The organism is Rhodanobacter sp. ANJX3, from assembly GCF_014200755.1.
GTDB lineage: Bacteria > Pseudomonadota > Gammaproteobacteria > Xanthomonadales > Rhodanobacteraceae > Rhodanobacter.
On record NZ_JACHCM010000006.1, the window covers coordinates 292,954 to 308,662 of the forward strand.

The following is a 15,709-nucleotide window of genomic DNA, read 5'->3' on the forward strand; positions in this document are numbered from 1 at the left end:
GACTCGAAACGAAGGGCAGCATAGCGTGTAAGCCATGGCGACCATTGACCCCTGCGGCGATGGCGGCAATGCTTCGTCATTCGCCATCGAAGGCGATTCGCCCCGGATCAACCATGTCCAATCTCGCACTGTTTCACCTCGCCTTTCCTGTGACGTCGCTGGTCAACGCACGCCGTTTTTATGGCGAGCTGTTGGGCTGTCCGGAAGGACGTTCCAGCGAGACATGGGTGGATTTCGATTTTCACGGTCATCAAATCGTGGCGCATCTGGCGCCGGAGGAATGGGGCAACGTGGCGGCTCACGATGTCGACGGCGACAACGTGCCCGTGCGCCACTTCGGTCTGGTGCTGTCGATGGAGGAGTGGCAAGCGCTGGCCGACCGGCTGCGCGCTGCCGACACGCATTTCGTGATCGAGCCGCACGTGCGCTTCCAGGGTCAGCCCGGCGAGCAGGCCACGATGTTTCTGCGCGATCCGTGTGGCAATGCGCTGGAGTTCAAGGCTTTCGCCGACCGCTCCAAGCTGTTTGCGAAATAGGGCCGACGATGGAAGCCGAAGACCTGCAGCGACTGGTGACCGTGACCATGCCTTTCGGCAAGTATCAGGGCCGGCTGATCGCCGACCTGCCCGGCGCCTATCTGGCGTGGTTCGCCCGTAAGGGCTTTCCCAAGGGTGAGTTGGGCCGATTGCTGGCGCTGATGCTGGAGCTCGACCATAACGGGCTGTCGTCATTGCTGGAGCCGCTGCGCAAGCGGTAGTCGTGCGCGCGCGCTTTGGGCGTATCCTGCAAGGCACGGTCGAGGATGTTCAGGCCGATCGTCTGAATGATCGACCGCTGCAACCTTCCTCCTCCGCGTCCGGTCGAGACTGCCCGCAAGGGCGCTGGCGCCATCGAGCGCACGACCAGAGCACCCCGCGACCATGCTGCCCCGCGAGTTCGACGCCGCGACGAGAGCACTCGCCGCGGATGGCTGGTGCGTCATCGAGAACCTGATGACCGACGTGCAAACGCAGGCGTTGGCCAGCGAGTGCACCGCGATGCACACCTCGCGTTTGCTGATGCCGGCGGCGACGGGCCTCGATCGTGCCCTGACCCTGTTGCGCGGCGACAGCACGCGGTGGTTTGAATCCAGAAACTTGAGCGCACCGCAGCAAGCGTTCGTGGATCGAATCGACGCGTTGCGCATCGCGCTCAGCCGCCGCCTGCTGTTGGGTCTGGTCGACAGCGAATCGCAGTACGCGGTGTATCCCTCCGGCGCCGGCTACGCGCGACATCTGGATCAACTCCACCAGAGCGATGCTCGGGTAGTGTCTGCCGTGTTCTATCTCAACGCGAACTGGCTGGACGTCGAAGGCGGTGCGCTGCGGCTATACCTCGCCGATGCCTCTCACCGCGATATCTATCCACGCGCCGGCACACTCGTGCTGTTTCTGTCGGCGCAGTTCGAGCACGAGGTGCTGCCGGCGACGCGCCAGCGCATGAGCATCGCGTGCTGGATGCGGCAGCGCGCGGTTCCCGTCGGTCACTGATCCTTCGGGACGGTCGGCCCGATCAGCTCGATCTCGGCCAGGGCTCTGGCCGAACCGTGGGCTGCCGGAAAGCTCAGACGATAATATGTGTAACTACCCGGCTGTCGAATGCCGAACACGCGCGTCTGGCGAGGCGAGGAAAATGTTTCGTTCTTGCGCGTATCCAGACGATGCCAATGCTCGCCGTCGCCGGACGCATCCAGCTGCCAGTCCGAAGGGGCGGCAGCCGTTGCCCCGGAGGTCAACGTAAGCATCGCCACTTCACGCGCCTGCGGGAAATGCCAGCTCACGGTCGACGCGCCGACGGGCAGCGTGGCTTCCGTATCGGAGTCGTTGTCGAACAGCGCATCGAGTTTTTGCATCGCCGGTCGGCTGCTCGCTTTGCCCTGACCGATCCCGGTGAGATCGCGCATCGGCTGCGGCTTCCGGCCTTCGGCGGTGAGCGATGCCGGCAGGGACGAGACGTCGCTGCCCCACGCCGAGGGCTTTGGACCCATCACGAAATCCAGCGTCGCGCCCTGGGCCAGCAGCTCATGCGGCAAGCTCAGCTTATTCCACGGCTGGCCGTTCACCTGCAGGCTCTGGATATAGCGGTTGGTGTCGCTGACCGCCGGCGCATCGATCACGATGTGTTTGCCGTTTTCCAGCCGGACGTCCATATGCGGAAAGTACGGCGCGCCGATGACGTACTCCGGCGAGCCCATGCGCAGCGGATAGAAGCCCGCAGCGCTGAACACATACCACGCGGACATCTCGCCGTTGTCCTCGTCGCCCGGATAGCCCTGGCCGATCTCGCTGCCCACGTAGAGACGCGACAGCGCATCGCGCACCTTGTCCTGCGTCTTCCACGGCTGGCCGGCGAGGTCGTACATGTACAGGATGTGGTGCGACGGCTGGTTGCTGTGGCCGTACTGGCCCATGCGCACGTCGCGCGCCTCGAGCATCTCGTGAATCGGCTCGCCGTAGCTGCCGACATGGAAGTTGCCCGGCGTGGCGAAGAACGCGTCGAGCTTGGCGGCCAGCCCCGCGCGGCCACCGTACAGTGCCGCCAGGCCGGCGCCGTCCTGCGGCGCATGAAAGGCCATGTTCCATGCATCGGTCTCGGTGTAGTCGCCACCCCAGCGGATCGGGTCGAAATCCGCTTTGCCATAGCGCCATTGCCCATTGGATGCGCGACCGACGAAAAAACCGACGTCGGCGTCGAACAGATTGACGTAGTCGAGCCCGCGGTTGCGGTAGTAGAGCGCGTCATCGGCGTAGTAAGCCGCGTACGGATCGTTGGCCGCATGCTGCGTCGTCAGCGCATCGGCGAGGTTGCCGATGGCGAAGTCGTTGATATAGCCGTCCATCGACCACGACAGGCCCTCGTCCACGCCGGTGTCGGTATAGCCGTTGAAGATCGAGCGCTGCAGGCCCTTGCGGCCGGTGCCCGCGAGCGGACTGACAACCGACGCATCCTTCAGCGCGGACTGATAGAACGAGGCCACATCGAAATTGCGCACGCCCTTCAGCCACGCGTCGGCGAAGGCCACGTCGGCGCTGGTACCGACCATCAGGTCGGCATAGCCCGGCGAGGACCAGCGCGCGATCCAGCCGCCGTCGCGATACTGCTGCACGAAGCCGTCGATCATCTCGCCGGCCTGCGTCGGCGTGAGCAGGACGTAGGCCGGCCACGCCGTGCGATACGTGTCCCAGAAGCCGTTGTTGACGAAGTCCTTGCCGTCGACGATGCGCGCGCCGGTCCGCGTCGGGGTATCGGCCGCCACCGGTGCGGAGAACGGGCTGGCGTAGCGATACACCGGCTGCGCCGCGCTGCCGGTGTTTTCATAGGCCTCGTTCGGGTATAGAAAGAGCCGATAGAGGTTGGAGTACAGCGTGGTCTTTTCGTCGCGGCTGGCGCCCTCGACCTGCACCGCTCCAAGCAGCGCATTCCAGGCCTGCGCCGCGCGATCACGCACGGTTTCCAGCGTATCGTTCGGCGCGATTTCCAGCGCGAGGTTGTGCCTGGCCTGGTCCAGGCTGATCAGCGAGGTGGCGACGCGCAGGTTGATCACTTTATTGATGCGGGTATCGAAGCCGAACCACGCGGCCACGTGATCGCGCCCCGCGCCGGTCAGCCGGCCGCTGCGCTGTACCGGCTGATCCACAGTGCCATAAAAGAACAGCCGACCCGCGCCGGCGCTCAGTCGGCTCTTGACGTCCGAGTAGCCGCTGAAGCTCTGTCCGCTGGGGTCCAGCGTAACGCCGCCATCGTCCTTGAGATTGTCGAACAGCAGCTGCGACGTCGCACCGATGAAGGTGAAGCGGAACATCGCCGCGTGATCGGTCGGCGCCATCTCGGTGACCATGCCGTTGTCGAACGTCACGCGGTAATCGTTCGCGTGCGCCGATTCGTTGGCATGGGTGAAGCCAAGCGACCGCGCAACGCGATCGAGCAGCGGCACACCGCTGGCCTGCGCTTCGGGCATCAGCTGCAGCGTTTGCCGCTCGCCCATCCACGGGCTGGGCTCGTGCGACAGCTGAAAGGCCTGCAGGCGCGGGTGATTGTCCGGCCCATTGTGGTCCTGATACTGGTATAGCCAGTTAGAGCCGGCGTCGGTCACCGGCGTCCAGAAATTGAAACCGTGCGGCAGCGCCATCGCAGGAAAGACGTTGCCGCGCGAGAAGTTGAAGTTGGCGTTGCTGCCCCGGCGCGTATCGACGAAGTCGGCCGGCTGATGGCGCGAATCCGGCGCCTCGCTGCCGACGCGGATATCGTCGACATACCCTTCGATATCGGCGGCAGGGCCATCGTGATCGAGCAAAATCTGCTTGACGCGTCGACCCGCCGCGACGCGGCCAAGGTCGATCGAAACGATATTCCACTGGTCCGGATACAGCACGCGGCCTTCGCCCTGCCCGCGTGCGTCTGCAGGAATACGATGCTGATCGAGCGCACCGCGAGTCGACAGCCGACTGCCGTCGTCGAAGAGCAGATCCAACGCGACATAGTTGGCGGGGTTGCGCAGGTCGTCGCCGTCGCGCTGCGGAAAGATCACGTATGAGAGCTGCGTATCCGCGCGCACCGGCACATCGACATCAAACAGCTTTTGCTGCTGGCTTCCGCCGCTGTTGCCTCGATAGTGCAGCGAATGCAGGCCGGTGAAACCCACATCCGGCTTGGCTGTAAGCACGACATTCTTGGCGGGACCGCCATCGACCTGTGCGCCGAACGCCGCGCCCGGCGGCGCGACGACGGGCGCCGGCTGGCCGGCTTCGAACGAGGTCTGAAAGCTGTCGACGGTGGATCGGGCGGACGCCGCGCCGCCAGCCAGCATCGCGCCGGTGATGATTGTCGCGAACGTGACCACGCCGCGCCGTGTGCGGCGCGATGCCGATACCTTCATGCCGAATCCTCCGGGATTTTCCACTTACCTGCGGTCGTTCGCGGCGTGGCGCCACAGCATGGCAGGCCGATGCGCATCGAACGGAGAATCTGGAGTGGAAGCGATCGCGTCCGCACTGTCAAACCGCAGCGCGGCATCGAACACAGGACCGCTCTCAGCCGATACCGGCGACCGCACTGTCCGCGATGGCGTTGAAGCGGTCGGCGATGTAATCGTCGGTGAAACTGGTCATACCCCAGTTGCGGATAAAGCCGCAGTGGCCGCCGTAGCGCGAAATATCCAGTTCGATATTCGGCGGCAGCTGCAGCTCTCTGAACGCATTGATCGGGATCACCGGATCATCTTCCGCAGTGAGAATGGTGGCCGGAATCTGCATGCCGGCCAGCGCGCTGCCGGCGACCGAATAACCGTCCAGATATTCTTCCAGCGAGCCGAAGTCGGTGTGCCGAAGCACCAGCGCTTCGGTGAGTCCACGCATGTTCTGCTTCAGCTCGGACAGCTCGAAATACTGCTGCTGCGGAAACGCGGCCTGCTTGGCGCGCAGGGAGTGCCGCCACTTCTGCATGAAATACGCGTTGTAGAACCAGCGTGCCTTGCGCTCCAGCGAGAACAGGCCCTCGGCGGGATCGATGATCGGACAGACGGCCAGCGCATACGAAAGCGGAATACCGCGGCTCGGCGCGGCCAGCGCCGCGCGCAAAGCAAAGTTGCCGCCCAGCGAGAACCCGGCCAGCGCCATCGGCCGCGACGGCCAGCGGCTGGCGATATCGCCCAGCGCGTGGATCACTTCGTCGATGCGGTTGGAGTGGAACAGCGCTTCGTTGAAGGCAAAGCTTTCGCCGTGATCTCGGAAGTTCAGCCGGAAGATGTCCCAGCCGTCGCGCAGCAGGCGGCTGCCCGTCTGCAGCACGTAAGTGGAATCCACGCTGCCTTCCCAACCGTGAAACAGCACGGCCAGGCCGCGCGATTGCGGATGGGTTTTCTGCGCCGTGTAGGCGCCAGTCAAGCGCACGCCGTCGCCGCCGTCGACGATCATCGGCTCGGCACCGATCAGCACGGTTTTCGCGGCACGGGGCAGCAGATAGCGACGTACGCCGCTGGAGGAAAGAAGGGTCTGCACGTGGCCGCTGCGCAGCGGCCACGGCGGATTGAAATCGGCGCCGCGCAGCAGTTTGGAACGAAACACGCTCATGCGGCCGCTTTACTCGCCGCGGCCCCGCCAAGCGCCGCTTCGATACGCTCGCGCGACAGCTCGGCCATGCGGCGACGCGCATCGGGCGAGGCCGGCACGGCGGCCAGAAAATGCACCTCGGCATCCATCGGCGCCTCGCCGAGCAGACGCACGATGTTGTGCACAAAACTTTCGTTGACGCGGAAGCCGGCATCGATGATGCGTACACCGTTGCGTGCAAAGCGCAGGGCCACCGGCTGTACCGGCACGTTGGCGTCCAGCGCCGCCTGGAAGATCCGCGCATGAAAAACCTTCAGCACGCCGTTGTAGCCGCTGCCGCCTTCCGGAAACACGGCCACCGAACGGCCGCCGCGCAGGCGCTCGACCATCACCTGCATCACCGACGAAAGCGAATGGTTGTTGCCGCGGCGATGAAAAATGGTGCCCGCGCAGGCCGCCATCCAGCCGACCAGCGGCCAGCGCGCGATTTCCGACTTGGCCACGAAGCACGCGGCGCGCTGGCTGTGCAGCATGACAATGTCGATCCACGAGGTGTGGTTGGCGACGAACAGCACCGCGTCGGGCATCGGCTGACCGATGCGCACCGAATGCATGCCGAAGATCCGCAGCAGCATGCGCGACCACCAGCGGATCAGCCGATGCGAAAACGGCTCGTGGCCGTTACGCATTACGGCGAAGCGATTCCAAGTGACGGTCATCGCCAGCGCGATGCCCAGCACGATGTGGGCGAGCAGCAGCGGCACGCGCCAGAGGTAGCGCAGCGGGCGCAGGCGATCGGGCATGGTGGCGGTCGTGGTGGCGGTGCTCATGAGTCGGTTAGTTTAGCGTTAATCAGCGAGCGCTTGAATGTTCAAAGTTTCACTTGCGTCAGCGGCAACGAAGGCGAGCGCTTGACCGTGCGCAAGACGAAACTGGAGTTGACGTCGGCGACGCCGGCAGCATTGAGCAGATGGTCGAGCAGGAAACGCGAGAAGTCCTGCAGGTCGGCTACGTGGACATGCAGCAGGTAGTCCATGTCGCCGGTCAGCGCGTGACAGGCCACGACTTCGTCCCAGCCGTTGACGCGCTCGACGAAGCTCTCGATCGCCGAACTTTCGTGCTTGGTCAGCTGCACGCGCACGAAGGCCTGCAAACCCAACCCGACGGCCTGCGGATCGACCTGCGCTGCGTAGCCGGTGATGATCTTGTCCGACTCCAGCCGCTGCAATCGGCGCAGGCACGCCGAGGCCGACAGGCTCACGCGCTCGGCCAGTTCGGCGTTGGTGATGCGGCCTTCGCCCTGCAGCACGGCCAGCATGCGAAGATCGGTGCGGTCCAGGGCCATCATGTGCACGATACCTGCCGTATTTATCTTTCTTTAGCAATAATAGTGCATGTAGAGCCCGATATCGAGCAACTAAACAAGCTTCATGTGCGGTTTCGGCCGTAGACTATCGACTCAACCGAAACTGCTGCCACCCGGAGTGCGCCATGGACACCCCTCGCCGCGTCGAACACCAACAGACCGATCGTGGTTATGTACCGGTGTATGCCACGGGCGTGGTCGAACAACCCTGGGCCAGCTATTCGCGCACCGATCATGAAGTGTGGGACACGCTGTACAAGCGTCAGCGCGAGATGCTGCCCGGTCGCGCCTGCGCGGAATTCCTGGCCGGCGTCGAACGCTTCGGTCTGGGCGATGGCGGCATTCCGAAATTCGCCGACCTCAACAAGGTGCTGGGCGAAGCCACCGGCTGGGAAGTGGTGGCGGTGGAAGGGCTGCTGCCGGACGAGGTGTTTTTCGATCACCTGGCCAATCGCCGCTTTCCGGTGAGCTGGTGGATCCGCAAGCCCGACCAGCTCGATTACCTCAGCGAGCCTGACCTGTTCCACGACCTGTTCGGCCACGTGCCGCTGCTGCTCAACCCGGTGTTCGCCGACTACATGCAGGCCTATGGCCGCGGCGGCATGAAGGCGTTTGCGATCGGTCCGGACGCGCTGATGAACCTCACGCGGCTGTACTGGTACTCGGTCGAATTCGGCCTGATCAACACCAGCGAAGGCATGCGCATCTATGGCGCCGGCATCGTCAGCTCGAAAGGCGAGTCGATCTATTCGCTGGATTCAGCCGCGCCTAACCGCATCGGCTTCGATCTGGAGCGCGTGATGAATACGCGCTACCGCATCGATACATTCCAGCAGACCTACTTCGTGATCGACAGCTTTGAGCAGCTGTTCGAAGCGACCCATCCGGACTTCACGCCGATCTATGCCCGCCTCAAGCAGCGGCCGACGCACAACGCCGGCGATGTGCTCGGCGATGAGCGCGTGTTTACCCGCGGCACGCGCGAAGGGTTTGCCACAAACGACGACGCCTGAGACCGGGCTCGCCACTGGCGGGCTCTCAGCGCGGCACGGCATCGCCTCGTTGCCTGTCGACCCAAGGTCTGATGATGCCGATCCACAGCGCATAGCCGGTGCGGTTCATGTGCAGGCCATCGTCGCCGAACCACTTCGGCTGCGGCTGGCCGTCGGCGCCGAGCATGGGCGTATAGACGTCCAGATAGGTCACTTGCTTCTGCGTGGCTGCATAGGCTTTGATCAAGGCATTCGCCTCGCTCACTTTAGGCAACAGCACCTTGCGCGCCATGCTCGGCTTGATCGCGACGAACGCGATCGGCACACCGGGGTCGACCGACCTGACCTTGCGCACGAAAGCGGCAAAATCGTCGCGCACCTGCGCGGGGCTGTGACCGTCCTGCAGATCGTTGTCGCCCGCATACAGCACGACGGCGCGCGGGTGATACGGCGCCACGATGCGGTCGGCAAAGTAAGTCGAATCGGCCAGCTCCGAACCGCCGAAGCCGCGGTTGATCACGCTGAGTTCCGGGAAATCGGCCGCGAGACTTTTCCAGTGCTCGATCGAGGAGCTGCCGATAAAGAGAATCGAGCGCGGCGGCGGCGGTTGCTGCCTGTCCGCCGCTTCAAACGCCGCGATGGCCGGCTCCCATTTCGCCTGCTCCGCGGATTCAGGAACCGGCTCGCTCGCGTGTGCGAATAGCGGCAGCGCCAGCAAGAGCAGCAGCATGAACCGTCTCATTTTATATCCTCAAAGCAAGTCAAAGGCCTGCGCCAGCGCCGAGATTAGCGCGGTCGTTCCAGCTTCGAAACCCTCAGTACCATCGCGATGCGCCTGCCATCCCAGCGGTAAATCAAATGCTCGGACTGCACACACGGCGCGATCAGGTCGGGATAGAACACCGCGGCGCATTCGCCGCCGGGGTGGCGCGCGCTGTCGTAGACGATGCCGTTGGAGTTCAAATCGCGCAGTTGCCGCGCCAACCGCTGGCTCGCCGCATAACTGTCGGGGGCCTGCGCCTCGGGCCAGCCGCCGCGCAGGTCGTGCAGCTTGCCGGCGATGGCGGTGCGATAGCAACGCATCTCGATATCGCACGCCGGCTCGGCCGTAGCCGCCAGAAATTGCTGGCGGTGATAAATGGTTTCTTCTACTGCGGTCGCCACACTGTGCGCGGCGTAGAACACGCCCCAGCTGCCGTCGGAAAATCGGCTGCCCTCGGGATTGAGGTGGGTAAAGGCGGCCATCACCGGCGTGCTGCCCGGCCCGCTGATGCGGCGATCTTTCGGGATCAGCTGCAACGACCCTGCCTCTTCGCGCAAGCGCGGATTGGTCATCGCCTCGATCGCAAAGACCGCATCGAGATCGGCCGGATCGGCGATGCGGTCGTAAACGCCCACTGGCGGAAACCGGCTGGGCACGACGCGATACGCGTGGCTCCAGCGGATACGTTTGATGGGTGGCAGTGCATGGGGCATCGGAGTTTTCGTCACGCGCTATATCGCTTCAAATCGGCGCGTTGCCCTGATCGAAAAGCGTTAGCGCTGGGAAGTCCTAGCGTGGGCCAAGCGCGTATCGCCATCTGCGACGGCCCGCTCAGCCTCAGCTGACGCCCCGCTGCGCGTCCAGATACTGCCGCACCACATACAGGTCGGCGACGTTGCCGGACAGCATGCGCTGCAGCGCCGAATGACCGCCGAACAGCGGCGCCTGATTCGGCTTGTGCAGCCAGGCATCGGCCTGGGCGGCATCGGGAAACAGAATCTGCAGGTTCTTCCAGATACCGAGCAGGTAGCTGATCCGTTCGATCGTGTCTCGCCCCGGCGCACCGTCCTGCTGGCGCTTCCATTTGTAGAACGTCGACTCCGGCGGGTCGCCGAGCAGTTTGCGCTGGTCGGCGATGCGCAGATTCCAGCGGTCGGCCAGGCCAAAGAAACTGCGCAAGGCCGGGCCGCCGAGTTCATCGGCGGGAAGCGCGTGAGGCAGCGGAGTGGCCGACATTTAAATTCTCGCTGTGAAGTAATGGACAAATTTACTTTACAACAGAAGTTTACTCGGTTTTGCCCGAATCAGCGCGTCCGGACGGCCGAAACGCTTTGGATGGACGCCACCGGAACGCTATGGTCGAAGGACTTCAGAAATTCGGCTCCGGCCCGCCGTCGGCAATAAACTGGTCGACACGCTGTTCGAGCACCGGCAACGGCACCGATCCCGTGGAGAGCACGGTGTCATGGAAGTGCCGGATATCGAATTTCGCGCCGAGCGCCTTTTCCGCCTTGGCGCGCAGCTCGAGAATTTTCAGATAGCCCAGCTCGTACGAGAGCGCCTGGCCGGGCCAGCTGATGTAGCGGTCCACTTCGTTGGCGATCTCGCGGTCGGACAGCGCGGTGTTCTGCGTCATGTAGTCGATCGCCTGCTGGCGCGTCCAACCCAGGTGATGGATGCCGGTATCGACCACCAGGCGGCAGGCGCGCCACATCTGGTAGCTGAGAAAGCCGAACTGCTCGTACGGCGTCTTGTAGATGCCCATCTCGTTGCCGAGAAACTCCGAGTACAGGCCCCAACCCTCGCCATAGGCGGAGATGTAACCGTTGCGGCGAAAATCCGGCTGATCGTGCTGTTCGTCGGCCAGCTCCAGCTGCAGCGCGTGACCGGGGTAAGACTCGTGCAGGGTCAGTGCCGGCATGTTGTACAGCGGTCGCGACGGCAGGTCGTAGGTATTGACCAGATAGACGTCCGGACCGCCGCGGCCGGAGGTGTAGTACGGCGCGATCGCGTCGGGCACAGGCTCGATAGTGAAGCGCTCGCGCGGCAGATGGCCGAACAGCTTGCCCACTTTGCCGTCGACTTCTTTCGCCACCCAGGCGCTACGATCGAGCAGCTCTTGCGGCGTCTTGGCGTAGAACTGCGGGTCGGTGCGCAGAAAATGCAGGAAGTCGGCGAAGCTGCCCTTGAAGCCGGTCTGCGCCATCGTGTCGAGCATCTGCGCGTGAATCTTTGCGACCTGGTCCAACCCGATCTGGTGGATCGCATCGGGGCTCAGATCGAGCGTGGTGTACTCGTGGATCTGCTGACGGTAATACGCCTTACCATCGGGCATGGCCTCGGCGGCCAGCGTGGTGCGTGCCTGGGGCACGTACACGTTGCGGAAGAACGTCAGCAGCTTGGCGTAGGCCGGAATCACATCGTCGCGGATGCGCTGCACGGCCTCGCCCTGCAGCGCCTGCGCATCGTCGGCGCCGATCGAATCCGGCAGATGTTTGAACGGCTGGTAGAACGCGCTTTCAGTGGGATCCTTGAGATCGGCAACGGCGGCGATGGACACGTCGCGCCCGTTGAGTACCGCGCGCGGCACGCTGAAACCGCGCTTGAGGCCGAGCTGCATATTGGCGATCTGCTGGTCGAAATACGCCGGGATCTGATCGAGCTTGTCGAGGTACTTGTGATAGTCGTCGACCGTGCGCAAATTGCCCCCACCCAGCTCGTAGCCCACGTCGGACCAGAACGCCGAGTCGCTGTTGAAGGGCATCTGCCAGTTGGCGAAGTGCTGGTCGGCGACGAAGTTGCCGATCTGCTCGCGGTAGACCGCGGCGTTGATGCGGTTGGCCGGCGACAGCTGGCTCGCATCGATGCCGTCGAGCTGCTTGAGCACGTGCTGCCAATATGCGAGGCGCTGTTGCTGGCTCGCGGCGTCGACATCGTCGAGGCGGCCATCGTTGGGCTGCGATTCGCCCGAGGTGCTGACGCCGGACTGGCCGGTGCGCCATGACCATTCCTGCTGATACAGATTCTGAAACGAGGTATCGGCGGTGCTCGGAGCAGCCCACGCCGGCAGGGTCAGCAGGCCGGCAATCATCGCGACCAGGATTTTTTTTGCGGCAATGTTCGTGGTCACTTTGTTCTTCATCACTTTTTTCTTCACTGCCACTGACTTCACTTAAATCCACTCCTTCAACGTTCGTTTTTAGCCGGCTTTGCCCGAAGCCTCGCTGCCGCTGGCAGCGTCTTCGACGCTCCAGTAGTCCAGCGCCGCCGCCGGTAGCTGGGGCAGCGCAGCAAGCATCAGCAATTGACGCACGGCTTCCTTCAGTCGCGCTACCCGCAATTCGATATTTCTTGCCTGCAGCCAGTCGGCGAAATCGGCGAGCGCCTCCAGCGCGCTGCTGTCGAGGTCCGGCGATTCCTCCAGGCTCAGGATCACCCGCGTCACTGGCGTGGCCGCCGCGGCTGGCCGCCGCGCATCGTTCTGCGCCAGCACGCGGGCTCGCGCCAGCGCCAGCATCGGCTCGGCGTTGGCGAAAAACAGCGGCTCCTCCGGCCGCAGAATCATCGTCCCGGCCAGCGGCAGCGCCTGCGGATGCCGCGCGATATCGACGAAATCGTGACTGTCGGCCAGCCGGCCCAGCACACTCAGCCGCGGCGTAGCCAGCGTTCGCAGCAGCATCGCCAGGCTGAAGCCGATCGCCACCAGCAGGCCGTTGAGCACACCCAGCGCGATCACCGCCACTACCGCGGCCAGTGCCACCAGCCGGTCACGCCGCCATTTCAGATATGGCGCGAAGACATCCAGGCTCAGCGACTTGCTTACCGCGTGGATCACGATCGCCGCCAGCACCGGCACCGGAATCCGCTCGATCCACGGCAGACAGGTCAGTACCAGCACCAGCACGGTAGCGGCCGCGGTCAGGCCGGCCAGCCGCGACTGCGCGCCGGCGGCTTCGTTCGCCGAGCTGGCGGAATAGCCCGCCCCCACCGGCATGCCGTGGAACAGCCCGGACACCACGTTGGCCACGCCAAGCGCGGCCAGATCGCGATTGGCCGCTACCGCCTCACCGTGCTTCAAGGCAAAGCTGCGGATCGAACTGTACGACTCGGCATACAGAATCAACATCAGCGCCGCGGCGAGCTCCAGATCCGGCAGCCACTGCGCGCGATCGGGCAGCGCCGGCGCCGCCCAGCTCAGCGCCAGACGGATCACGCCGGTGAGCGCCACGCCGTGCACAGCCAGCCAGCTGGAGCCGGCGATACCCGCGACGATCACCAGCAATGTACCCGGCAGGCGCCGCAGGCGTTCGAGCAGAAACAGCAGCAGCAAGGCGGCGATGCCGCAGCCGAAACTGGGCCAATGCCATTCGCGCACGCGCCGCAGCAGCTCGACGATCAACGGCAGCAAACTCGACTGCTTCGCCGACAAACCCACCAGATTCGGCCACTGCTTGACCGCGATCACCAGCGCCAGACCGAACGCGTAACCGCGCAGCACCGGCTTGGCGATCACATTGGAAATGCCGCCCAGTCGAGCCGCACCGGCGAGAAGAAAGCACGCGCCGGTCATCAGCACCAGCAGCGCAGCGAACGCGGCGCGCAATAGCGGATCGCCGCCACCGATCGCCACGCTGGCCTCGGCCAGCACGGCCGCAGATGACGATGTCGCCGACACGATGGCGTAGCGGCTGCGTCCGATCGCACCGTAGCAGACCAGACCGGCGAACAGCGCCATGACGCCGGCCTGCGGCGGTAGACCGGCGATGCTGGAATACGCTACCGCTTCGGGCAGCAGCAACCCCGCAATCGACAGCCCGGCCAGCAGATCGGCCGATCGCGACGGCGCGGCCGCGGCGGCCTCGCTCATGCGGCCGAACTCATACGATCAGGCCACTCCAGCCGGGCAAGTAGGCGGCTTCGTGCGTATGCGCCAGTTCCAGCGACTGCTTGAGCGCACGCTTGCCGGGCTGCTTGCCCTTTAGTTTGACCCGCGAACGCAGAAAATCCGCCCACAAAAATTCGGCGTAAGGCGTGGCGTCCTTCGAATAACCGCCGGCTTCGCGCACGCGTGCGGACAGCGTGCGGTAGGGGTCATCGGTCAAGTCGGTGAGCTTGGCGGGAAACGCGTCGTAGTCGGTGCGATGACCGTGCGCGTCGTAGGGGTGCGCCCAGCGGTTGAATTCCATTGTGCGCCAGAACACCGCGGGCTCCAGCCAGGAAAAATCCCGCTGCACCAGCACCGGCACGCTGTCGACCTTCTCCTCGATCAGGGCCAGGCCCAAATGATGATGATCGACGATGTAGATCTTGCCGCCCGGGCCGAGCACGCCGGGAAACCAGTGCCGGCCGAGCAGCTCCCTGCGCTTTTTTCTGGCGAGCTTTGCCCACTCGGCACGCTTGGCAGCCACTTCGGCATAGCCCACGGTCAGTTGGGTCGGCCGCAGGTCGGCCGGTGCCACCTGCAGCTGCGGATGATGGAGTTGCATGCGACACACCTTCGCGATTGAGTGCGTGCCAGCGTACTCGTGATCGCGCCACGGTGCACCGTGACGGATACCCCGTGAAGGCTTATCCGATATCCATCATGCCGCCGCCGACGGCGCGCAGATAGCTGGCCAGATTTCGCTCGGCCACTTCCGCACAGACTTCGCCCGTCGGCTCGCAGGTATGGATGCGGTCCGGGCGGAAATTTCGAAAATCCTTACGCAGCCGGCACCATGCCCCCAGCGTCCACGCGCCACCCCAGAACGACAGGCACAGCGGCTCGACCTCGCGCGCGCTGACGCGTCCGCTTTCGTCGCGATAGTCGAGCTGCAATACGTGATTACCTACGATCGCCGCATGCAGGCGATCGATCATCGTCGCGAAATCGGACTGGTGCTGGTCGCGCCATACCGGCGCGAAGATGCGCGTATGCGCCGCGCGTTCGCGTAGCTCCGGCGGCAGCACGGCCTCGATCTTCAGCAGGGCGGTCTTCGCGCTATCGGCCAGGCGCGCGCCGGCGAAAGCACGGACGAACCGTGTGCCGACCACCAGCGCTTCGAGCTCGGCGGCGGTGAACATCAGCGGGGGAATATCCGAGCCCTTGCGCAGCACGTAACCGACCCCGGCCTCGCCCTCGATCGGTACACCGGACAGCTGCAGGTCCGACACGTCGCGATAGACCGTGCGCTGCGATACGCCCAGCGTCTGCGCGAGCTGGCGCGCCTGCAGCGCGGTACGCCGACCGCGCAGGGCATGAATGATGAGGAAGAGACGATCGGCACGACGCATGCGCTCATCATCGCCGAGGCAGACGAGCACGGCCACTGTCGGACGTGATCGCGCGCCACCCGGTCAGCGCGATCAGCAGCATGCGGCGGCGCGGACGCGATTCGGGCTTTGAAGGATCCTCCGACGACTTGTCCGATGGCCACTTGTAAAGCCCGTCCATCAGCAGGCCGCGTTGATATACCGGGTGATACGCCTTCAGCAGGCGCTGCCATGGCGAATTCATCGTGTC

Annotated in this window: 16 protein-coding genes; 4 read left to right on the forward strand and 12 right to left on the reverse strand. The window is 64.3% G+C overall.

Annotated features, from left to right (window positions below):
- Positions 1-113 precede the first annotated feature (113 nt).
- The 3 genes from HDE76_RS17095 (at position 114) to HDE76_RS17105 (ending at position 1,529) form a co-directional block, all read left to right on the forward strand.
- Positions 114-536, forward strand: a complete 423-nt coding sequence (locus HDE76_RS17095; protein ID WP_179478991.1) for a VOC family protein — start codon at positions 114-116, stop codon at positions 534-536.
- A gap of 8 nt (positions 537-544) precedes the next feature.
- Positions 545-757, forward strand: a complete 213-nt coding sequence (locus tag HDE76_RS17100) for a DUF3820 family protein (RefSeq protein WP_179478993.1) — start codon at positions 545-547, stop codon at positions 755-757.
- 163 nt (positions 758-920) lie between these two features.
- Entirely contained in the window at positions 921-1,529 is a 609-nt protein-coding gene (locus HDE76_RS17105) for a 2OG-Fe(II) oxygenase (RefSeq protein ID WP_179478995.1), read from the forward strand.
- Here HDE76_RS17105 and HDE76_RS17110 read toward each other — a convergent pair.
- The 4 genes from HDE76_RS17110 to HDE76_RS17125 form a co-directional block, all read right to left on the reverse strand.
- Complete coding sequence (locus HDE76_RS17110) at positions 1,523-4,915, reverse strand: GH92 family glycosyl hydrolase (protein WP_343205728.1); 3,393 nt, start codon at positions 4,913-4,915, stop codon at positions 1,523-1,525. The two genes, HDE76_RS17105 and HDE76_RS17110, sit on opposite strands and share 7 nt — an antisense overlap.
- Before the next feature lie 154 nt (positions 4,916-5,069).
- Entirely contained in the window at positions 5,070-6,107 is a 1,038-nt protein-coding gene (locus tag HDE76_RS17115) for an alpha/beta fold hydrolase (RefSeq protein ID WP_179478997.1), read from the reverse strand.
- Entirely contained in the window at positions 6,104-6,916 is an 813-nt protein-coding gene (locus HDE76_RS17120) for a lysophospholipid acyltransferase family protein (protein WP_179478999.1), read from the reverse strand. The genes HDE76_RS17115 and HDE76_RS17120 overlap by 4 nt, the downstream gene beginning before the upstream one ends.
- A gap of 41 nt (positions 6,917-6,957) precedes the next feature.
- On the reverse strand, positions 6,958-7,434 hold the full coding sequence (locus HDE76_RS17125; protein ID WP_179479001.1) for an Lrp/AsnC family transcriptional regulator: 477 nt from the start codon (positions 7,432-7,434) through the stop codon (positions 6,958-6,960).
- 143 nt (positions 7,435-7,577) lie between these two features.
- Here HDE76_RS17125 and phhA point away from each other — a divergent pair, with 143 nt between their 5' ends.
- Entirely contained in the window at positions 7,578-8,465 is an 888-nt protein-coding gene (gene phhA / locus HDE76_RS17130; protein WP_184509287.1) for a phenylalanine 4-monooxygenase, read from the forward strand.
- 25 nt (positions 8,466-8,490) lie between these two features.
- Here phhA and HDE76_RS17135 read toward each other — a convergent pair whose 3' ends face one another.
- From HDE76_RS17135 to HDE76_RS17170, 8 genes are all read right to left on the reverse strand, one after another.
- Positions 8,491-9,186 carry an SGNH/GDSL hydrolase family protein gene (locus HDE76_RS17135; protein ID WP_179479004.1) on the reverse strand — a complete coding sequence of 232 codons (696 nt, stop codon included), beginning with the start codon at positions 9,184-9,186 and terminating at the stop codon, positions 8,491-8,493.
- Positions 9,187-9,230: 44 nt separating this feature from the next.
- The gene (locus HDE76_RS17140) at positions 9,231-9,920 is read right to left on the reverse strand and encodes an RES family NAD+ phosphorylase (RefSeq protein WP_179479006.1); all 690 of its coding nucleotides are present in this window, start codon (positions 9,918-9,920) and stop codon (positions 9,231-9,233) included.
- A gap of 124 nt (positions 9,921-10,044) precedes the next feature.
- Complete coding sequence (locus tag HDE76_RS17145; RefSeq protein ID WP_179479008.1) at positions 10,045-10,443, reverse strand: MbcA/ParS/Xre antitoxin family protein; 399 nt, start codon at positions 10,441-10,443, stop codon at positions 10,045-10,047.
- A gap of 133 nt (positions 10,444-10,576) precedes the next feature.
- Positions 10,577-12,298 (reverse strand): DUF885 family protein, encoded by a 1,722-nt coding sequence (locus tag HDE76_RS17150; protein WP_255457754.1) that lies wholly within the window; start codon positions 12,296-12,298, stop codon positions 10,577-10,579.
- Positions 12,299-12,406: 108 nt separating this feature from the next.
- A complete protein-coding gene (locus tag HDE76_RS17155; RefSeq protein ID WP_184509289.1) occupies positions 12,407-14,074 on the reverse strand; it encodes a SulP family inorganic anion transporter in 1,668 nt (555 codons plus the stop codon).
- 10 nt (positions 14,075-14,084) lie between these two features.
- Positions 14,085-14,693 (reverse strand): ParB/Srx family N-terminal domain-containing protein, encoded by a 609-nt coding sequence (locus tag HDE76_RS17160; protein ID WP_184509291.1) that lies wholly within the window; start codon positions 14,691-14,693, stop codon positions 14,085-14,087.
- Between the two features lie 82 nt (positions 14,694-14,775).
- Positions 14,776-15,480: a YafY family protein gene (locus HDE76_RS17165; protein ID WP_184509293.1), complete on the reverse strand. Its 705-nt coding sequence runs from the start codon at positions 15,478-15,480 to the stop codon at positions 14,776-14,778.
- Positions 15,481-15,487: 7 nt separating this feature from the next.
- On the reverse strand, positions 15,488-15,703 hold the full coding sequence (locus HDE76_RS17170) for a hypothetical protein (RefSeq protein ID WP_179479016.1): 216 nt from the start codon (positions 15,701-15,703) through the stop codon (positions 15,488-15,490).
- Positions 15,704-15,709: the final 6 nt, after the last annotated feature.